Origin of the sequence: Taurinivorans muris (assembly GCF_025232395.1) — a bacterium.
Taxonomy (GTDB): Bacteria; Desulfobacterota; Desulfovibrionia; order Desulfovibrionales; family Desulfovibrionaceae; genus Taurinivorans; species Taurinivorans muris.
The window spans coordinates 1,023,160-1,043,868 of record NZ_CP065938.1 but is presented as its reverse complement, the minus strand read 5'-3'; the positions used below and the strand labels follow the sequence as shown (position 1 = coordinate 1,043,868).

The 20,709-nt window shown below is 44.4% G+C and carries 20 protein-coding genes; 11 read left to right on the top strand and 9 right to left on the bottom strand.

The window, feature by feature from the left end:
• Positions 1-11: 11 nt before the first annotated feature.
• Positions 12-272, bottom strand: coding sequence for a DUF1844 domain-containing protein (locus JBF11_RS04925; RefSeq protein ID WP_334316262.1), 261 nt, complete (start codon positions 270-272; stop codon positions 12-14).
• Between the two features lie 59 nt (positions 273-331).
• Positions 332-1,954 (bottom strand): hypothetical protein, encoded by a 1,623-nt coding sequence (locus JBF11_RS04920; protein ID WP_334316261.1) that lies wholly within the window; start codon positions 1,952-1,954, stop codon positions 332-334.
• Positions 1,955-2,134: 180 nt separating this feature from the next.
• On the opposite strand from JBF11_RS04920, the gene JBF11_RS04915 reads away from it, so the two are divergent.
• Positions 2,135-3,313, top strand: coding sequence for an NOL1/NOP2/SUN domain family protein (locus JBF11_RS04915; RefSeq protein WP_334316260.1), 1,179 nt, complete (start codon positions 2,135-2,137; stop codon positions 3,311-3,313).
• Positions 3,314-3,390: 77 nt separating this feature from the next.
• Here JBF11_RS04915 and JBF11_RS04910 read toward each other — a convergent pair whose 3' ends face one another.
• The 7 genes from JBF11_RS04910 to JBF11_RS04880 are packed head-to-tail and all read right to left on the bottom strand — an operon-like array spanning position 3,391 to position 10,580.
• The gene (locus JBF11_RS04910) at positions 3,391-3,753 is read right to left on the bottom strand and encodes a pancreas/duodenum homeobox protein 1 (RefSeq protein ID WP_334316259.1); all 363 of its coding nucleotides are present in this window, start codon (positions 3,751-3,753) and stop codon (positions 3,391-3,393) included.
• A gap of 13 nt (positions 3,754-3,766) precedes the next feature.
• On the bottom strand, positions 3,767-4,825 hold the full coding sequence (locus tag JBF11_RS04905; RefSeq protein ID WP_334316258.1) for a DHH family phosphoesterase: 1,059 nt from the start codon (positions 4,823-4,825) through the stop codon (positions 3,767-3,769).
• A gap of 17 nt (positions 4,826-4,842) precedes the next feature.
• Positions 4,843-5,667, bottom strand: coding sequence for a hypothetical protein (locus JBF11_RS04900; RefSeq protein ID WP_334316257.1), 825 nt, complete (start codon positions 5,665-5,667; stop codon positions 4,843-4,845).
• Positions 5,668-5,693: 26 nt separating this feature from the next.
• Positions 5,694-7,679, bottom strand: coding sequence for an ATP-binding cassette domain-containing protein (locus JBF11_RS04895; RefSeq protein WP_334316256.1), 1,986 nt, complete (start codon positions 7,677-7,679; stop codon positions 5,694-5,696).
• Positions 7,680-7,733: 54 nt separating this feature from the next.
• Complete coding sequence (locus tag JBF11_RS04890) at positions 7,734-8,651, bottom strand: tRNA (adenine-N1)-methyltransferase (protein ID WP_334316255.1); 918 nt, start codon at positions 8,649-8,651, stop codon at positions 7,734-7,736.
• Positions 8,652-8,661: 10 nt separating this feature from the next.
• Positions 8,662-9,135: a hypothetical protein gene (locus tag JBF11_RS04885; protein WP_334316254.1), complete on the bottom strand. Its 474-nt coding sequence runs from the start codon at positions 9,133-9,135 to the stop codon at positions 8,662-8,664.
• 2 nt (positions 9,136-9,137) lie between these two features.
• Complete coding sequence (locus tag JBF11_RS04880; protein WP_334316253.1) at positions 9,138-10,580, bottom strand: DEAD/DEAH box helicase; 1,443 nt, start codon at positions 10,578-10,580, stop codon at positions 9,138-9,140.
• A gap of 203 nt (positions 10,581-10,783) precedes the next feature.
• On the opposite strand from JBF11_RS04880, the gene JBF11_RS04875 reads away from it, so the two are divergent.
• From JBF11_RS04875 to JBF11_RS04830, 10 genes are all read left to right on the top strand, one after another.
• Entirely contained in the window at positions 10,784-11,644 is an 861-nt protein-coding gene (locus tag JBF11_RS04875) for a hypothetical protein (protein ID WP_334316252.1), read from the top strand.
• A gap of 1 nt (position 11,645) precedes the next feature.
• Complete coding sequence (locus tag JBF11_RS04870; RefSeq protein WP_334316251.1) at positions 11,646-12,413, top strand: Maf family protein; 768 nt, start codon at positions 11,646-11,648, stop codon at positions 12,411-12,413.
• A gap of 9 nt (positions 12,414-12,422) precedes the next feature.
• Positions 12,423-13,031, top strand: coding sequence for a nitroreductase family protein (locus JBF11_RS04865; protein WP_334316250.1), 609 nt, complete (start codon positions 12,423-12,425; stop codon positions 13,029-13,031).
• A 9-nt stretch (positions 13,032-13,040) separates the two neighbouring features.
• Complete coding sequence (gene thiM / locus JBF11_RS04860) at positions 13,041-13,832, top strand: hydroxyethylthiazole kinase (RefSeq protein WP_334316249.1); 792 nt, start codon at positions 13,041-13,043, stop codon at positions 13,830-13,832.
• Positions 13,833-13,844: 12 nt separating this feature from the next.
• Positions 13,845-14,498 carry a thiamine phosphate synthase gene (gene thiE / locus JBF11_RS04855; RefSeq protein ID WP_334316248.1) on the top strand — a complete coding sequence of 218 codons (654 nt, stop codon included), beginning with the start codon at positions 13,845-13,847 and terminating at the stop codon, positions 14,496-14,498.
• 507 nt (positions 14,499-15,005) lie between these two features.
• A complete protein-coding gene (locus JBF11_RS04850; protein ID WP_334316247.1) occupies positions 15,006-16,772 on the top strand; it encodes an N-acetylmuramoyl-L-alanine amidase in 1,767 nt (588 codons plus the stop codon).
• Positions 16,773-16,903: 131 nt separating this feature from the next.
• Complete coding sequence (locus JBF11_RS04845; protein WP_334316246.1) at positions 16,904-17,377, top strand: ATP-dependent zinc protease family protein; 474 nt, start codon at positions 16,904-16,906, stop codon at positions 17,375-17,377.
• A gap of 2 nt (positions 17,378-17,379) precedes the next feature.
• Entirely contained in the window at positions 17,380-18,903 is a 1,524-nt protein-coding gene (locus tag JBF11_RS04840; RefSeq protein WP_334316245.1) for a UUP1 family membrane protein, read from the top strand.
• Positions 18,903-19,889: an alpha-L-glutamate ligase-like protein gene (locus JBF11_RS04835; RefSeq protein ID WP_334316244.1), complete on the top strand. Its 987-nt coding sequence runs from the start codon at positions 18,903-18,905 to the stop codon at positions 19,887-19,889. The genes JBF11_RS04840 and JBF11_RS04835 overlap by 1 nt, the downstream gene beginning before the upstream one ends.
• A complete protein-coding gene (locus tag JBF11_RS04830) occupies positions 19,819-20,682 on the top strand; it encodes a hypothetical protein (protein WP_334316243.1) in 864 nt (287 codons plus the stop codon). The genes JBF11_RS04835 and JBF11_RS04830 overlap by 71 nt, the downstream gene beginning before the upstream one ends.
• Positions 20,683-20,709: the final 27 nt, after the last annotated feature.

Genomic DNA, 20,709 nt, shown 5'->3' with positions numbered 1-20,709 from the left:
GTTTTTCCTTTTTATGCTTGTTGAATGTATTTGATTTTCACTTCATAGAGAATATCTTGAAGAAGTTTTTGTTCGTCGGCGTTCAGTCCGTTTTTGAACTTGTCTTCAAGCATATTGAGCAAGTCGACGCTGTGTTTCGCCAAAAGAATGTTTTTTTCTGTTTTGCCCGTGTCGGGATTGGGAACTTCCCCCAAATGCATAAGGGTTGATGAGGCGAGCGAAAGGATAAAGGTTGAAAAGGTGACTTCCGGCAATTGCGTGTTTTTATGCATAACAGTTTCTCCAAATCATTTTTCATCGGAAAAAAAAGCCCGCAAAAAGCGGGCGGTTTTTATTCTGCAAAATTGATGGCGTCAGTGTTGATATTATTGGTATCCAAGGGGTAAAGGGTTACGAAGGTCCTGATTTTGCTTATTCCCATTGTTCCGGGGTAGGTGTTGACATTGACGACAAGGTCGAGGACACCGTCGTTATTGGGGTCGGCGATTTTCACGTCGGCGACGGTTCCCTTGATACGGCGGGTTTTCCATAAAAGATTGGCGCCGACACCGTCCCAAAGCAAGGCATGAACTTCGCTTTGCGCATAATTGCGGTAGTTATTTAAAAGATTGGCGGCAACGCTGAGGGGTTTTGTCACAATCAGTTCGTAGTTGTTGTCATTGTCAATATCAACCACATTGACAGCACTTGGAACATAATGGTAGGAAGCGTCAATTTTACCTTCTTGAGAAACAAATCCGCCGATATCACGCGTTACGGATACGCGGTTTGCCGTGCTGGCATAATATTCTTCCGTTTTGGAAAGGAGTTTTCCGCTTGTGCTGAAAATATTCAGGCGGTCCTGATCGTCAATGACAGCGATAACATCGCCGCTGTCTTGGGAAGAAGGCACATAGGTGAAGTTGAACACATCGGCTTTTGAAGGCAGGGAGCTGAGGTTTGTGCCTTTGGAAATGTTTTTTCCGTCAAAATTTATTCTGAACACGGCACCTTTCACGAAACGCGTCGCATCGGCGTTCTGTCCGATAAGTTCGGGGTCGCCATGGGCGCTTGTTTTTGCAACGTTCAGGTAATAGCGGGTATTGGCGATTTCTTGGATTTGCTTGCCGTTGAAGAGCAGAATATAGCTTCTTGCATCGTTGTTGGTTTCATCGCAGGTCGCGACGACAATATAATTTCTTCCTTTATGGGGAAAAGTGCTTATGCGTAAGATATTGGCGGAAGAATAGAGCTTTTTGCGGGCAAGTTCTTTTAATTGGTTGTCATTGTAAGAATAAATGATGACTTCGTTTTCACTGCCAAGCAATATTTCGTTAAAACCGTTGCCGTTGAAATCCGCAACTTGCATGCCCGTGGATTCAAAAGGTTGGGTTTGGGAACGGAATTTGTTTTCTTCAACACCTTGATAGCGAAGTTCGGGATTTAAATAATTCGTGCTCGGAGCGCCGGTTTCCGCATTGATAAAGGAACTTCCCTGTGCCGTGCTTCGCGCTTGAGCAGATGCTGCGCCGCTTGTTTTAAAAACTTCCTGATTGATGTTGCCCGCAACGGCATTGATACCCGCAAGAAGGTTATTGACGTTGTTTTGTGATGATTTTTGCCAAAAATAATTGTTGTCGCCGACAACGCTCACATCCAGGCTTGCCGTGTCGCCGATAACGCTGACCGTTCCGTAAATAAGGTAATCAGCCTTGTGCTTTTTGCGAAGTTCCTGCGCTTCTTTCTGTGATTTAGGGGAAGCGGAATTGGCAAGACTGTCTTGTGTCGGAACCGGTTCGTTCATCCCGGCGGCAAAAAGACGCGTGTTGAACATCGGCGGGACGGCATTTTTAAGATATTGATAACTGTTGGAGCCGTTTACTTGGAATTGTGCAATGGCATAGTCTGCTGCATGGGCGTTTTGTGCAAAAGCAAAAAGACCAAGAAAAGCAGCCGGTAAAACAGAAATACGCATATATTCTCCTATGGATGTCAAATGATTGATAGTTTCTTTTTCTTGTCTTAACAAGATTTTCAACTTATATCTTGTTTTTATGATTGTTGCAAGCAATAGCTCACAGGTAATTTTATGAAGCAGTATAAAAGATCGTTTCGATTTGTTTGTAAAGGCGAAGAACGGAAAATTGTAGAAGAAATGCTTTCTTTGCAAGGTTTTTCATGGGAAGAGGAAGATTTTTTTTCTTCCGCCTGCCGTTTGCTTGAAGAACCGTTTTCTTTGGGGGCTTCCATAGCGGGTTTTTTTGGATTTATTTACATACAGGACAGAGCGTCCATGCTTCCGCCTGTCGCCCTCATGCCTGACAGAGGGGCTTTTGTGCTGGATATGTGCGCAAGCCCCGGAAGCAAGACAGGGCAGCTTGCGCACATTGTGGGAGAAGAGGGTTTTGTTCTTGGAAACGAGGTTTCACCGCCGCGTCTTGCGACACTTCGCAGAAATTTACAGCAAATGGGTTTATTTCAAACGGCGTCCTGCTGTTTTGAAGGGCAGCATATTCCTCTTCCCGGCGGATTTTGTGATTTTATTCAGCTTGACCCGCCTTGCAGCGGTTGGGGCACTGTTGAAAAAAATCCCCGTGTCATGGAAATATGGAAAGAAGAAAAAACATTGCCCCTTGTCAGCCTGCAGAGAGAATTGCTCAAAAATGCCGAGCGCTTGCTCAAACCCGGCGGCGTGCTTGTCTATTCCACATGCACGACCAATCTTGAAGAAAATGAAGCGCAAGTGAAATTCGCTCAGGAAGAGCTGGGTTTGACGCTTGAAAAACTTTCTCCTCTTCCGGAATTTGTCATGGATGAACCTATGCTCGGCATGGACGGTGTATGGAGGCTTTCACCGCGCATAGGCGATACGCAGGGTTTTTTTGTCGCCCGTTTACGCAAAAAAAATGGCGGGGAGAGTTTTATTCCCGAGGAAAGACAATGGGGGGAGCCGTTAGCAAGAAAATATGTGCAGGAACTGGGAATTGCGGAAAACTATCTTGAATATGGGGATATTGCCGTCTTTAAGGAAAGTCTGCATTTTGTTCACCGGCAGGCGAAATTTTTTCCGCAGAATTTTGCATGGCAGGGAATGTATATGGGGAAAGCGGGAAAATCCAACGAGGTGCAGCTTTCGCCGAGAGTGCGCATGGCAGGGGATTTGCCCATGACTCATTTCGAGGGGAAAGACGGTCTTGAAAAAATAAAAGGTTTGCTTTCCGGGCAAAGTTTTTCCTGTGATTTTAAAGAAAAAAACGTCCTTATGGCATGGAACGGTTTGGTGCTTGGCAGGCTGAAAGTGAAAAACAAACGCCTGATTTGGTCGGAACGGTAAAACCCTTTCCATGGAAAAGGTATTTTGAAAATATTTTAAAAAGGGCTTGTTGAGAAAGCCCTTTTTAACTATGGAAGTCAAGCTTCCGTCACATATAAAGGCACATAGTGGACAGCTTCGCTGTACTGGATTGTCTGCCCTATTTTCCATGTGTGGTTTGCAAAGCCCGCGTGTTCGGCGATTTTTTCCGCCATGGCTTTGGCGGCGATAATGGGGTGTCTTTCAAAAACAGGAGGCAGACCGGTTGTAAGGTTGCAGCGCAGGCATTGGTTAGGGCGGGCGTGCAGTTCGAAATAAAATTTCAGTGTTTTGTTTTCTTTGCCTTGGTAGCTCATTTTTATGTCATAAGCGCCGTCTTCGGGATCGCCGAAAAGCGCTTCAAAGAAATCGTTGGTGCGTTCCGGTGGAAAAAGATTTGTTAAAAATTCTTGGCTGAACATAAAATCACCTCTTTTATTTGGTTATTTGCCGTGCTGAACCGTTTTGTTTTAAAATGTTAAAAAGTATGGCTTCGATTTTTTCATAGGTTTCGGTCTTAAATGTTTTTCTTCGATAATCAATATGCAGAGCGGGGTCTTTTTCTTTGAGCATTTTCAATGAAATTTCCGCTCGCGCAAGGGAAGTGTGCCCGCCTGCCGAACCAATGTCGCTGAAAGATTTTTGAGCCAGTTCGCCTAAGTTGTATTTGCTTCCCCTAAAAATGCAAATGGCTGTTTTTTCGTATACGCCTGAAACAATGATATATTTCAATCCGTATACCCGTAGGAAGAAGTCTGCGATAACCACCAGAATATCGGGGCTTTCCACATTGGTCAAATAGGTGAAATGTCCCAGCCCGCAAGGGCGGAGTTTTTCAAAGGCATGGGAAAAATACGGAAGCCATTCAAGAAAATATTCGCTTCGCAAAATCTGTGTCAAAAGATTTTGGTCGGCATAGCGGAGCATATAGTGGTAAGCCCTTAAATCGACTTCCGTCGTTTGTCTTCCGAATGTGCCCGTGTCTGTGCGTATGCCGTATTGCAAAGCTGTTGACAAATACCTTCCCGGACGGATTTGCGCATTATAAAGATATTCGATGAGCATGGTGCTTGTCGCCCCGTAATCCGGGCGGACATCGTAAACGTTGTTTTCAGCCAAAAACGGAAGATTGTCCTTGTGGGGAAGCGGGTGGTGGTCGATGACTATGGAAAAGGGAATATTTTTAAAAAGCGGACTGTGATGAGGCTGGGAATCGACAATGGCGAATTTTTGATATTTTTTTTGCATGCCCGGTTCCCAGCTGCGCATATGGATATGCAGTTTTTTTATCATCGCCAAATTGTCAGGACGGGTGATTGCGTTAATTCTTGCAATATGGACGCTTTTGACTTTTTTGCCTATAAGGCGCTGCAACGCCAAGGCGCTGGCCATCGCATCGGGATCTGCATTGATAAGGATGAGCCAATTGTCACTTTTGGCAAGCAAGGTGTTGATGCTTGTCAGCTGTGTATTGAGCAAACGGAAATACGCCATAATTTCTTCGCCTTAACTTAAAAACATCGGTCAAAAAGCTGGAAAAGGAATTGTTTGGATTTTTCAATTTCTTCCCAGGAAAACAGTTCCAAAACATGGGTTGTGTTTTGCGGTACGCTTTTTAAGGTTTTTATACAATAGCTTGCATGTTTTTTCAAGTGATTTAGGTTTAAATGTTTATCTTTGCCATATTGTTGGGTATTTTCTTCAAAAGGGGCGGACCAATGAACTATTTTGACTTTTTCCATGAATTTTTTTTGTTCCAGACAGTTTTCCTGTTTGTAGGTCAGGGCGTGGGCAAGGTCGAAGCAAAGGGAACAGGAAGAGGAAAGGATGATTTTTTCATAATCGAAATAGGAAGCGTTTTTAACATTTTCCAGACATAACAATTCAAGAGGAAGTTCTTTTTGCCATTGCCGAAGAAAATATTCCAAAAAAGAGGCGGCGTTTTTTTCTTGGCTGTCGGGCAAATGCAGAACATAGTATTTTGGGTTGAGTTTTTGGCAGTGCAATGCGATTTTTATGCAGCTTTTGGCAAAAATTTCCATATCGCGCAAGGTGCCGGCGTGTTGCCACGCGTTATTCCAAAGCGTTTGAGCCGAATAAGCGGGAGCTGTTTGCATGTATTTTTCGGGTGAATGATAAAAATCATGGGGAACGGAATAGGGCAGGTGCAGGTGCCAGAAACCTTGAAAAGAGGACAAATCCTCCAATACGGGGAGAGACGGTTCAAAACAAAGCAAGGAAATTTCCTTTGTCTTGTCCTGCAAAAAAAGGATGTTTTCCTTTGTTGAAGCGGGAATGACATAGGAAGGAACTGCAAGGGAGGGAGTTATTTTCATGGTCGGGCAAGAGCCGTGACGTGCGGCTAATTTTCCGAAAAGGTTTGGAACGTTTCTTTTAAGGCATTGATCTTTTTTTCAAGCGCGCTCAACGTTTCCAATTCTTGTTCCGCTTGGATTTGAATGGCATGAAAATCTTTTAAAAGCCGGCTTGCGCGCTGCCCGTCTTCGTATACTTCCTGCGTGGCGAGCAGTTCTTCTATTTCCGTCTGCTTTTCAAGGGTTGTTTCCATTTGCCTTTCAAGTTTTTCATATTCTTCCTGCAGAGGTTTCAATTCCCGTGAAAGGGTGTTACGCTGTTCCGCCTGTTCACGTTTAATGCGTTTTTGTTCTTCGCGGGAGAGATTTGTTTTTATGGCGGGTTGCTGCGCTTGATTTTGAGCTATGGCATGAATTTTTGCTTTTTGCTTTTCTTTTTGGCGGTTTTCTTCATATTCTTCAAAGCCGTTTTCATAAATGACAAAACCGTTCTTTGTGACTTCCCATATTTCATCGACGCAGGTTGAGAGTAAATGCCTGTCGTGGGCGACAAGAAGGACTGTTCCGTCGAAACTTTCCAAGGCTTCCGCCAAGGCTTCTCGGCTTTCCAAATCAAGGTGGTTGGTCGGTTCGTCCAAAATGAGGAAATTGCAACGGGCTAAAAATAAGACTGCCAAAGCGAGCCTGCTTCTTTCCCCGCCTGAAAGGGCGGAAATTTGTCTGTCGAAATAATTTTGCCCTAAAAGGAACAGGCCCAGCACGCTCATCAATTCCTCTTCCGTGGTGCGGGGGTCGGAAAGCCGCCTCATCTCGCCAAGAACAGTACCTTTCAATTCAAGGGTTTCTGTTTGCTGTTGGCTGTAATAGCCGGGTTTCGTCAGCGAGCCCATTTGGATTTGTCCGCTTGTTTTTGCCAATTTGCCTGCCAATATTTTCAATAATGTTGATTTTCCGCAGCCATTATGCCCGACAAGCCCGATGCGCTGCCCGCGGAACAGGGTGAACGTGAGTTTATTCCACAAGCTCACTCCGTCAGGAAATTCAAAATACAAATCAGCGACAGAAAGAACGATTTTTTCACTTTTGGAGGCTTCCGGCCATTTAAAAGAAAGTTCGCGTCTTTTGGGCTCCGGCTTGTAATTTTCCATTTCCTTTTCAAGACGTTTCGCTTGCTTTTGGCGGGAAGCGGCTTGTCTCGCTTTTGTTGCTTTGGCTTTAAAACGGCGGATGAATTCCATTTTATGGTTTAAATCTTCAGCCAGTTTTTTTGCTTCCCTTTCCCTTTGTGCTTCGATTTCCTCTTGCATTTCAAGAAACTGGGAAAATGTCGCTTTGCGCAAAATAGGTTTTGACGCGCCCAGATAGAGGATATGCGAACTGATATGGTCCATGAAGACCCTGTCGTGGGCGACAAAAATAAGAGAGCCTTTGAAAGACAGCAAAAATTCTTCAAGCCATTCGACTGCGTCCAAATCCAGGTGGTTTGTCGGTTCGTCAAGCAAAAGCACATCCGCGCCGGCTACAAGGACACGGGCGAGCTTCGCCCTTTCACGCCAGCCGCCGGAAAGTTTGCGCAAGCTGAGCGTCCATTTGCTTTTATCGAAACCTAAGCCGGAAAGGACGGTTTGGGCTTTTTGTTCGGGATTATAGCCGTATTGGATTTCCAATTCGTGTTGTTTCGCCATAAGGCGGTTCAGCGTTTGCTCATCGTTTTCCTTATGGGCTTTATCCCATTCCTGCCAAAAATCGCTCCAGTCGGGCAAGGCGGACTGCACCCAAGCCAACAGCTCGGAATCGAGTTCACTTTCTTCAATGATTTGCTCCACATAGCCGATACGGCAATTTTTGGGAGTAATGACACGTCCCGCATCCGGAGGAGAAGCGTTAGCCATGATGCGTATGAGCGTGGATTTGCCGCTTCCGTTCGGACCGCAAACGCAAAGGCGCATGCCGTCAACGACATCCAAGGAAAAATCAACTAAAATGTCTTTGCCGCCATAGGCTTTTGATATATTTTGCAATGTTATGTTCATTGTGCTGTAAAAAAATCAAGGTCTAGACCGGTATCTTCATTTTTGAAAAAAGGTTTATTCCTCTTGAATGCCGTTTTCGTCAAAATCCTGCTCTTCTTCGGCATCAAGCCCCAACCGTTTCATTTTTGCCGCATATTGTTTGCGTTCACGGGTTCCGAGTTTGATATGCTTATCCCATTCAGGGCTTTTTTGCTGGTGTTTTGTGAAAACCAAAAAACATGTGTGGGCGCACATCCTGTCCGCAGGACGCAGTCTGTCCGGAACAGCTTTCCACGGACGCACCAAAATTTCAAGAACTTCCGTATTTTCAAAAGGACCCTTTTCAAGAGCGAGAAGCAGGGTTGAAACTTGATCGACGCAAGGGAGTAAAAAGGCGATGGGCGCACCATCGACAAGGGCTTTTAAAGCCTGGTCCAAATAATCCCAAGGCGTACGGACATCCAAAAAGAGCGCGTCAGCTTTTTTTCCGTTTAAAATTTCAGGATCGTCGATACCGAAACCGTCGGCAATATCCCTGTGGTGGAAATGCACATTGTGCCCGACACCCGCCCATGCCACATTTTTTTGAGCGAGTTTATGAAATTCCTCACGCGCTTCAAAACTGTGCACAGTTCCTTTTTCGCCGCTGAACCAGGAAAGGGCAATGGTAAGTCCGCCAGAACCGGAACCGGCTTCCAAAATGGTCCGTCCGTTTCCGACCCCGAGTTTCATGCAAATAAGTCCCATGTCTTTTGGGTACATGATTTGGGTTTGGCGCTTTATTCCCATAATCAAATCGAAAAGTTCCACCCTTTCAACGCGGAAAGGCACGCCGAGCGAGCTTTTTACTTCTCCGCCGAAAGGGGTATTGACAATATCTTCCATGCGGACAAGCCCGTGCTGTGTTTGCCAATCTTCATTTTCTTTGATTCTGAGCAGTTTTTTTTTGTCTTTTACTGAAACAAGATAGGTTAACTCACCGTATTGCGGCATAAAATTTCCTTTAAATGAGTCTTTCGAAAAGATAGGTGTAAACTTTTCTGAGGTGAAGCGTGATTTTCATTTCATAGGTGCGCTGGCTCGCTTCGTCGAACTTTAAAAAAGAAAGGAGATGGTGGGAAATAGGAGTCAAATCCGTGCTCGCATTGTTTCCCATTAACTCGATATACATTTGGATTCTTGTCGTTATTTCTTGGAGTTTCGCGCTCTTGTATTTCTGCGGGAGATTATATTTGAGAAATTGCTGAAAAATCGCTTCATAGGTTTCCGGAAACGAAGTTTTGAGGCAATTATACCATAATGCGATATACAACACTTCAAATTCTTGTGACAGATTTTTTCTTAAAACAAAATTCAACCGGCTGATGTTCAATAATTCCATTTCATCGGCATAATCAAAATCAGATAAAAGCGCCGTGAAATTATTGGCAACATCTTGATATTGTTCCATAAGGAAATCAGAATTTGCATCACTCATAATCAACCCTTGGTGCGTGTCGTTTCTTTTTTATTTCTCTTATAAAATTTTCTTTTCGTATTTTGAATTACTGGTTTTTCTTCTCTTTTATCCGATAAGCTTTGCTGATATTCCTTGTCAAAAAGCATGGTTAAAAGTTGAATGTTTTCAATATCATCAAAATCATGCGCAAGGTCTTTGAGTAAGGGGATGAAGCGTTTCGCCCTTTCCAGTTCCAATCCTGTTCTGCCGCGCCGCAGTTTGTTGAGATGGTTAGCCATTCTTTCGCTGACAAGCTGGGCGATTTCTTCATTACTCGGGTCGGGATAAGGCAGCATATCTATTTTATAAGATTTTGCAAGCCGTTCCAATTCAAGCTTTTCCATAATATCCACAAGGGAAATGACAGTGCCTGCGGCTCCCGCCCGTCCCGTGCGTCCTGCCCTGTGGATATACGCTTCCCTGTCTTCCGGGACTTCGTATAGAAAAACATGGGAAAGGTGGGGAATATCGATACCGCGTGACGCAACATCCGTCGCAACCAAATATTGCAGCGAACCGCTGCGTAATTTTTCCAAAACTTGTTCACGCTTGTTTTGGGGCAAATCAGCGGAAAATTCTGAAGCGTTATAGCCAAAACCCTGCAAAACTCCCGCAATGTAATGCACATTGTTCTTGGTGTTGCAGAAAATAATCGCTTGGCTGGGATTTTCTTTTTCAAGGATGCGGGTGAGGCATCTGTCTTTATCCATGGGGCTGCATTCGCAGAAATAATGCGAGGTTTTGGCAACATGCACTTCGCCTTGCGAGAGGCTGATTATTTTAGGCTCATGCAGAAAACTTTTGGAAATATTGAGAACATCAGGAGGATAGGTTGCGGAAAAAAGCGCGACCTGCACGTTTTGGGACGGAACGAAACGTTTGATTTCCTGCATGTCCTGATAAAAGCCGACGGAAAGCATGCGGTCCGCCTCATCGAAAACAAGCGTTTTCAGTTGGGAAAGATTTAAGGAACGGCGCAGTAAATGGTCAAGCACCCGACCCGGAGTTCCGATAACGACTTGGACGCCGTTTTGCAGGGCTTGCAGCTGCTTTGAGTATTTTGTTCCCCCGTAAAGGCAAAGGCAGGAAAGCGTACCGCGGAAAAGGATTTTCGCTTCATGTTCCACTTGCTGGGCAAGTTCCCTTGTCGGAACAAGAATGAGCGCTTGGCAGACATTTTTTTCCGCATCGATGTTTTTTAGGCACGGAAGAAGGAAAGCTCCTGTTTTTCCGCTGCCGGTTTGGGACTGCACCATGACATCATAGCCTTTCAAAGTATAAGGAAGGCTATGCGCTTGGACGGGCATGAGGGTTTTCCAGTTTGCACTGAAGCAAGCTTCTTGTAAATTTTGTGAAAGCTCTTCAATTTTGAGCGGAGCGTATCCTAAAGATTGCGTTTCTTCTTCCATATCGTTCATAATCATTCGTATTTCCCTATCCGTGAAGCATACCATAAAGAAACATGGTTTTGCAAGAATTGTTTAAAAAAATTGTAATCTATTGATATAATACTTTTTTATTGTAAAATTTTTTATACGGCGCTGCATTTTTTTGCATATGGACCTTATAAAAAAAATCTGTTATGAATATATCATAGTTTATGTAGTTTTCTATGCGAGGATAAAGAATGAAACATGAAGAACTTTTGGTGAAACCTTGGAGTGTTCTTGTAAATAACTTGAAAGAATTGCCTTATGTGATGAAAGTCGTCGTTGATGAAGGGGGAACCCGCCCCATTTGGCATGCCAAAGACGGAAATCAGGAAAATTTTGTAATGGCCTGGCCTAAGGAACCGCTTTTGCGGGCAGGCATCATCGTCGGCGGCGAAGCGGAGGGAAAGCTTGAGCCTAAAGCCATTTTTCCTTTTATGGAGGGATATCCGAATACGTTGCGTATTGAAACGACTTATGCGTGGAAAAACGGACTGGAAGGGGAAGTCGGCTGTTTTGCGGGAGAATCCGAGCAAATTCTTTGGTTTTACGATCCTCTCTTCTTCCGTGACCATAAAATCGATTTGACCGAAGGCATTGAACAGACCTTTTATCTGTCTGGGCTTTGCCTTGGTTTGCGCCGCGCTTTGCTTGACGAAATCACTGTCACAAGCGGTCCTTATTATGAAGTCCATGCCGAAAAATGGCTGAAAGAAAATCCTGACAAAACCCGTTTGGATGTTCCGGCATTGAAAGTCGACATACAAGGAAAACGTTTGCTCGCTCCGACAGATACCGCTTCCGAATATCAGGCGCGTGTCGTTGTCGAAGAAGTGGAGGAATTTGTTTTCGGACCGAAAGGCGGTGAAAAAATCTACCGTTTCGTATCCACTTTCGGAGATAAGGAAAATATCCGTATTTTGATGTTTGTGCCTGCAAAAGCATGCCAAAAAGGATATGTTCCGAAAGCCGGCGATGAAGTCGATATGATTTTTTGGCTGCAAGGACGCGTTGTCGACATCAATCCTGAAGATGTGACGCAGGAACCTGTTCAATAACATGTTTCAAACAAGGAAAAAAATCATTGTTGCTTCCGGTTCGCCAAGGAGGCAGCAATTTTTTAAAAATTTGGGCATGGAATTTCAGGTGCTGAACATACAGAAAAATGAATTGTATGAAGAACGGGAATATTCCATCCCGAAACGGGGCGTGTTGGGGGTTCATGACCGGGAAGAACGTCCTTGCGGAAATGAAAAGCCTGAAGAATACGTGAAAAGAATGGTGCGGTCAAAAGCTTACGGCGCTTTGTCTTATTTGGGGGTTTTGGAAGAGGGGCATACGATTTCCGCTGTTTTTGAAAAAACTTGCGCAGAACAGCCCTTATCGTTTCCTTTTGAAACGTTTTCATTCTCTCATTTGACCGAAGAAAGTAAAAATATTTCCATTATCACTGCCGACACCATAGTTTGCATGGCGGGGGAAGTCTTGGGAAAGCCAAGGTCGGAACAAGAAGCCTTTGCCATGCTCAAAAAGCTGAAAGGAGAAACCCATGCGGTGATAACCGCTGTCGCTTTTACCGATATGGCGGATAAGGCATGCTATGTTTTTTCCGATAAGACGGAGGTGACGTTTGCGCCGTGGGCGGACGCCGTTTTGGAAGCATATGCGAAAACCGGCGAGGGGTTTGATAAAGCCGGCGCATACGGCATAAGCGGTACGGGAAGTTTTTTGTCTTCTTCCGTGTATGGCTGCTTGGATACTGTCATAGGTTTGCCTGTTGCGAAATGTGTGGAATTTTTATTGTGGAATGGTGCGATAACCGTTTAAGGAGTAAGTATGGAATTGAAAGAGTTGGTTATGCAGGCAAGGACTTGCCGGCGTTTTTGTCAGGAGGAAATTCCCTCTGAAATTTTAATTGACCTTGTCGATACGGCGCGCATTACTTCTTCCGCCCGCAATGCGCAAATCATCCGTTATGTGATTGTGCAGGATAAAAGCCTCCGTACCAAAATAGAAGAGTCTTTTGTGCTTGGCGGGGCTTTGCCTCCCGAGCAAAAGCCGCAGCGGGGAATCGATTCTCCCGTGGCGTTCATTGTCTTGCTTGCGCCGCAGGAAAAAACGCAGTTCGGTATTATGGATATCGGCATAGCCGCCCAGACCATTCAGCTTGGGGCTGCGGAAAAAGGATATGCCGCCTGTATGGTGGGAGCGTTTAAAAAAGAGGTTGTTGCGGATATTCTGCAAAAAGAGGGGGTTTCTTTTTACGATGAAGAATCAGGGGCGAAACTTATCCCTGATTTATTGATGCTTTTGGGAAAACCAAATCAAAACCGTGAAATAACAACAGTGAAAGAAGACGGAAAAACGCAGTATTATCATGATGAAAGGGGCTGTAACATGGTTCCTAAACGTGCATTGAAAGATGTTTTGCTGCTGCAAAAATAAGAGGGAATCATGCAAAAAGCAGTTTTGGAAACGTTGCAGGCTATGCGTCAAAAAAGCCCTTTGGTTCAATGCATAACAAACTTGGTTGTCATGCAGGTCAATGCCAATGTGCTTTTGGCGGCTGGGGCTTCTCCGCTTATGGCGCACGCTCAGGAAGAATTGGAAGACTTGGTCAAAATTATCAATGCATTGGTTCTTAATATTGGTACGCTCGATAAACATACAATTGCTTCCATGAATGTGGCGGGTGATTTTGCCAATAAATATAAAAAACCCGTGGTGCTCGACCCTGTCGGGGCGGGGGCTTCCCGTTTGCGTACGGAAACCGCCCTTTCCATTTTGCGGACTGTAAAACCATGCATAGTGCGGGGAAACGGTTCGGAAATCATGGCTCTTGCAGGTGAACTCGGGGAAAATAAAGGTGTGGACAGCACAAAGGGAAGTCTGGAAGTCAAAGAACAGGCGAAACGCCTCGCCCGGAATTTTCAAACTGTTGTGAGTGTCAGCGGTGAAGTGGATATGATTACGGACGGAACACAATTTGCCTATGTGCAAGGCGGGGACCCCCTCATGACGCTTGTCACCGGCATTGGCTGTTCCGCAACGGCGGTGACGGGAGCCTGCATGGCTGTTGCGAAAACGCCTTTTATCGGCGCTGTTTCCGCCATGGCGTTATTTGCCGGTGCAGGAGAGAAAGCCGGAAAAAAATGCCAAGGTCCGGGATCTTTTTTGCCGTGTTTTATTGATGAGCTGTATTCTGCTGATTATGCCGATGCCGCAAAACGTGTAACTATGGAATAAATCGGAGTGATTATGGAGTGGTCGGATTTTCGCGATTTCGGGCTGTATTTGGTGACAGACCAAGACTTGTGTCTGGGGCGTCCTCTTGTCGATGTTGTTTTGCAGGCTGTGCAGGCGGGCGTGCAGGCTGTTCAGATACGGGAAAAAAATAACAATACCCGTGATTTTTTAGCGCTGGCTAAAGTTCTGGTTAAAGAAGTGCAGGTGCGGTACAATATTCCTGTCATTATCAATGACAGGGTTGATATCGCCTTGGCGTCAGGGGCTGCCGGCGTGCATTTGGGACAAAGCGACATGCCTGTTGCCGATGCCCGCCGTTTAATGGGAACAAGACGCATTATCGGTTTAACCGCTCCGACAATGGAAACCTTGGAAAGAGCCGTAAAGGAAGAAGTGCAGTATATTGCTGTCAGCCCTGTTTTTCCGACCGAGACGAAAAAGGATACGGCGCCCGCTTGGGGCATTGAGGGCATGCGGAGGGCGCGCGCGTTTTTAGATGAACAAAAATGCACCATACCGCTTATGACTATCGGCGGAATCAATACGCGGAATGCGCAGGAGATTTTACAGGCGGGGGTTGAAAGCGTGGCTGTTGTTTCGGCTATTTGTTCAGCAAAGGATATTGATGCGACGGTCAAAGAATTTTTAAGAGCGTTTCAAAAATAAACTGCGCAATATTGTTTGAAGAAAAAAAGTTTCTCTTTCAGAGAAACTTTTTTTTGGAAAAAGGGAAGGGTCGGAGAAACGGCAATTTTTTGGTTTGAACGAAGCGAATGCTTATTTAAAGGGGAAAAGTCTTTGAAAAGTGAATGTTTTTTATATTGTTGTCGGCAAAACGGTTTTTATCGGGAAAGCGGTTTTAATCAGTCTGTTAAGGTTTGCAAAAAATTTTTTTAATTTTTTTTGTTTTTCTTATAAGGAACAGTTCTTATTTGTAGAGAAAACTTTTTTTAAACTGTACAATGATTGTGTGAGATTATAATTTTACTATAAAAAGTCTAAAAAAAATATAGAAAAAATATAAAATTATTATAGAAAAAAAAGACTGCATAATATAGTGACTTTACTTTATCTTTTATGATAAAGTCCGTTCTTGTGATTTTCCTAAAGTTAATCGGCTTATGTTCCGAAATGCTGTATAGGGAAAATTATACAAATAAAGTTGGTGTTTTTATGCGTTCGTTTTTTTGGCGTAATACTGTTTTTTTGCTTTTTTTACAGTTGGTTGCTGTAATTTTTGTTATTGCGGTCAGTTTTGCGTTGGCTTATTCGGAGCCTTCGGCGTATGACAATGCGAAAATCGAATTGAACCGGTTGATTCACGATAAGAAACGCAGTGAATACAGGCATAACTGGTTGAAATTATCCGATGAGTTTTATGAAATCTATCGTAATAACGCGACATGGAATAACAGGCCTGCCGCTCTTTTTCGTTCTGCCTACGCTCTTGACCAAATGGCGCAGCGTTCTTTTGTGCGTCAGGACGCCAAGCATGCGATAGAGCGGTATTTGTATTTGGTGAAAAAGCACGAACTCAGCCCGTTGGCTGACGATGCTCTTTTCAATGCCGCCCAGTTGGCTCACATTGTTCTTCGTGATACGAAAAAAGCAAAAGCCTATCTGAAACAATGCATAGCGAATTATCCTACCGGTGATTTTCATTTGAAAGCCAAAAAATATTATGCGGAAATAGGTGACGGGGCTTTGGCTTCTTTGGGGACTGTCGAAATTTCCCGTCCGGCTCAGGCAAGTATTACTTTGACGAAAATCAATTCGCAATTAAAAAATGATGTGGTCCGCATTACTATTTCAATGGAAACCATCGCTTCATGGCGGGCGAAATATCAAGGGGACGAAGAAAACCCCCATGTTGTTGTCACCCTGAACAATGTTGCGCCTTCTGAAAATTTGGAACTTGTGGATACGTTTAAAAAGAACGGGATTTTTATCGGTTATCAGATAGAGTATGATGAAGAAAACAGAACGAGCGTTGTGACATTGGAGTTTTCAAAGCTGCTGCGCTATGCCGTAAAGTCTGAACGCGAGCCGGCAAGGCTCATCATCGAAGCGACCAATTCTTCCAAGCAGTTGGATTCCGGTATTAACGTGCGCAGTGGAACGTCAAAAAACACCAAAAAGGTTGAAACGAAAAACACCGGGCAGAAGAAACAGGAAAAAGCAAGTTCCGCCGCAGTGAAGAAAACCGTGAAAGCGAAGAAAGCCGATGTTCCGACTTTTGCCGCGAAAATTGCGGATCAGCTGGGCTTGAAAGTCGATACGATTGTAATCGACCCGGGACACGGGGGAAAAGACCCCGGAGCTATCAATAATACTATCAAAGAGAAAGATTTCAATCTTGAAATTGCTAAAAAAATAGCGGGCGTTCTCAAATCGGCAGGATATAACGTCTATCTGACACGTTCTTCGGATAAATATGTCGGGCTTTATGAACGGACTGATATAGCAAGAAAGCATAAAGCGGACCTTTTTATTTCGCTGCATGCGAATGCGAGCGTGAACGCCAATGCGCAGGGCTTTGAAACATATTATCTGGATTTCACGGGTGATGAACAGGCAATTCGGCTTGCCGCGATTGAAAACGCCGGCGTTGAAAAACGCGGGCTTGGAGAAATGGAGAAAATTTTAGGCGATATGCTGGTCAAAGCCCGTATCCAAGAATCAAAACGCCTTGCCCAAAAAGTTCAGTCAAATACTGTCCGTAAAATCGCAAAGAGCGGCTATTCCATAAAAAACAACGGCACAAAGGGCGCGCCGTTTCATGTTCTGATAGGTTCGTCCATGCCCTGCATTTTGATTGAGATGGGTTATACGTCCAATTCCGCCGAGGCGAAACGCCTTTTATCGGAAAAATACAAAAACGGTTTGGCGGAAGGCATTGCGAACGGTATTCATCAATATGCTTCGGAATTGAACAAATAAGGGTTTTCAAAAGGTGCCTGCGGAGCACCTTTTTTTTAATGCCATGAAACTTTGTTTTTATAGATTTTTTTCATCATTGACATCTGATTTGATTTGAGTAAACTTTTAAAAGCTTAGTTTGAAGGTGTTTGATGAAAAAATTTATTCAACTGTTGGCGGGCGTATTGATTATGACGGTAATAACGGCTTGTTCCGGCGAAGAAACGGAAGTGGCGGGCTATATTGAACATGTTAAAATCAATGGGGTGCTGCTTCCTGCGAAATTGGATACCGGTGCGGATGTTTGTTCCGTTGATGCGGAAATCGTGCGTACGTATAAAGACGGCAAGAAAACCTATGTGGAGTTCAATTTGGTGACTGACGACGGCGATAAGGTGAATTTCACCGTTCCAAGGGTGCGGGTCGCCAGAATCAGACTTCGCACAGGGGGCATACAGGAGCGTCCCGTTGTCATGCTCAATATTTCTGTCGGAAACATCAGCCATGATGTGGAAGTGAATCTTGCGGACCGCGAACGTTTCGATTATCGGGTTTTGCTGGGCAGGAACTTTCTCAAACACGGCATTGTAGTTGATTCTTCAAAACAATTCATTATCGCTGATTAGTTATGAAAAGATTTTCTTTTTTCCATATTTTGAGTATGCTGCTTATTGTTGTTTCACTTACCGTCGTGGCGTATAAGGTGTTTGTTTTAGGATTTCCGCTGACGCCCGATAAAAATTCCACCGTGTGGAATATTGAAACGGAAATCGTGTTTAATGCGGATGACAGCGCAAGCAGTGTTGAGTTACATATTCCACAATCCGATTATCTTTTTGATATCAGCAATGAGCATTTTGTCGCCCGCGGTTACGGCGCCGTTGTTTCGGAAAAAGAGCGGGGACGCTCTGTCCGTTTCACCATCCGCAGGGCTGACGGCAAGCAAGTGATTTATTATTCCGCCGCAATACGTCAAAAGAATGAAGAATATACGGTTCCGGACAGTCCCCCTCCCTTGCTTGTCGACAATACTTTCACGCAGGCGCAGCTTGTCGCCGCCGACAATGTTTTAAGTTTGATAGGTCAAAAATCCTTTGATTCTGAAAGTTTTATTTCTTTGCTTGTGGAAGAAATCAAGCATCCGCAGGATCAGAATACGAAGTATCTTGTGGAAGGGCTGAAAAGCAACTTGTCGAAAGTGAATTTAACGGTGCGTCTTTTGGCTTTGGCGGGTGTCGCATCAGAAGCCATGCACGGCGTTCCCTTGTATGCCGGAAGAAACGTTTCTCTTGAACACTGGATTGAAGTGTATGTGAACAATAAATGGATAACCTTTGATTTCAATAACGGCATTTTTTCCGTTCCGAAAAACTTCCTGCCTTTGTGGCGCGGTTCCGAACCTATGGCGAAAGGGACGGGCATAGACAATTTGCATGTCAATATTTCCGTGCAGAAGCGCATTGAATCGCAAATTGAAAACAGTTTCGCCATTATCGGAAAAACTTCCCCTGCAATAACGGCTTTTTCGCTTTTTAGCCTGCCTGTCGAAACGCAGGAACTTTTTAAAACCATTTTGCTTATTCCGCTCGGGGCGCTGCTGCTTGTCATTTTGCGAAACGTGATAGGCGTAAGCACATTCGGTACGTTCATGCCTATTTTGATAGCCCTTTCTTTTGTGGAAACGAAACTTTTCGCGGGCATTCTTCTGTTCAGCACCATTGTCGGTATCGGCATGTTTTTCAGGCTGCTTTTTGAAAAACTGCATTTGCTTCTTGTTCCGCGTCTTGCGGCGATACTCATCATTGTCGTGCTTATCATGGCGATTTTAAGTGTTGTCAGTTATAGGCTGGGCTTCAATTACGGATTGTCCGTCGCCATGTTCCCGATGATTATTTTGACAATGACCATTGAAAGAATGGCTATTGTTTGGGATGAAAACGGGGCGAGCGCCGCCATCAGGCAGGGGTTGGGCAGTTTGTTCATCGCTGTTTTGGCTTATTTGATATTCGTATCCCAGTATATTGAATTCATTCTTTTTGTTTATCCGGAAGTGCAGCTGGTTTTCTTGGCGTTCACGCTTTTGGTTGGCCGCTATACGGGATACAGATTAATGGATTTGTTCCGTTTCAAAGCTTTTGCGGAAGGTAAATAATGAATTTGCTGCAACGTTACAGGCGCTTGAAGGAGTGCGGGGTTATCGCCCTGAATAAACGCAATGCGGATTATATTTTGCCTTTGAATAAGCGTTCCCTTTTTCCATTGGTGGACGATAAAATTCTGACGAAAAAGCTGGCGCTGGGGGCGGGCTTGAAGGTTCCGGAACTGTATGGATTGCTGAATACGCAATATGAACTGCGCCGTCTGGACAAGGTTCTTGAAGGGCGTGAATCTTTCGCCATAAAGCCTTCGCGCGGTTCCGGGGGCAACGGTATCTTGGTTATCCAAAGAAAATTCGGCGAACGGTATTACAAGGTTGACGGCAGCGTCTATTCCCTTGCCGACATCAAATACCATTGTTCAAAAATTATCAGCGGTATGTATAGTTTAGGCGGTTTGCCCGATAAAGCCATAATTGAAGCGTGCGTCGAGTTCGATCCTGTTTTTTCGCCTATCAGTTATCAGGGCGTGCCGGATATTCGGATCATTGTTTTCCACGGTGTTCCGGTTATGTCCATGGTGCGTTTGCCAACAAAGGAGTCGGACGGCAAAGCGAATCTGCACCAGGGGGCTTTAGGTGTAGGGGTGGATATAGCAACAGGAAAAACCGTACGGGCTGTTTGGAAGAACGAGCCTATTACGGAACACCCGGATACGCTGCATAGTTTGATAGATTTCCAAGTTCCTTATTGGGATGTTTTATTGTATCAAGCCTCGCAAAGCACGGAGCTGACAGGACTTGGATATGTCGGTGTCGATATGGTTCTTGACAAAAATTTAGGACCGCTTATTTTGGAGCTGAATGCGCGTCCCGGACTTGCCATTCAGATAGCGAACTTCAGGGGATTGGAGCCCAGATTGCAGTATGTTGAAAATAATTACAAAGACCTTAAAACCATTGAAGATAAAATTGCCTTCGCAAAACGTTTTTTTACTTATTCCGCTGGCAATTCTTACGGCATGCAGTCCTCAAAACGTTGAAGTCGCCGCCATATTGGTTGAAAAACATTATCCGCAGAGCGAGTTTTTAATTGCTGAAAGCGTGCGGGACAAAGTGCACGAGCCGGAAATTCATTCTTTTAAAAATTTCACCATCGGAAAAGCGAAAACCGTGTACGCAAATCAAGCCGTCTTGACGGTTTCCAATGAAAAAGAGCAAAAAATATCCTTGCCTTATGTTGTGCCCGGTAAAAGCGTTAAAATCGCTTATGAAGAACCGAAAACTTTTAAAGAGCTGCAGCAAGGCACTAAAACCAACAAAGTGAAGTTTGTCGAATTTGACAGGAATATCATTTATCCGCTGCAAACCTTGAAAGAAGTTCCTGCCGAATATTATTTGCCGCAGAGCAGGGCGGAAAGCGCAGGGGCGGGAGAGATTTTGGAAAATTCTTCTGAAACCGTGGAACCCCGCCATTATGTTTTAGCCGGTGATGTATATGTCGGAATTACGGAAAAAGGCTTGCTTGATACAAGGCATTATTTGCGAAGTAATTTGGAAATGGTTGCGATAGATTTGAATACGGAAAAGCTTGACATAACGTTTAAGCAGCTGACAACAACAAAGAAGTCAGCCCTTTCTGAAAATAATTATTCCCTTGTGTATCTGGGAAAAAAAGGCAATACTTTACAATTCAGAAAAATTTACAATCATTCGGATAAAGCTTCGGAATACGCAGAAGTGAAAATGAATTCACCGCAAATCGAAGTTTTCGGACATAAGATTTTTGTTCAGACGGCGACAAGGGAAGCCTTATACTGCATTATTCAAAAATAAGAAAACGCTGCTGTTTTTTATGGGGAG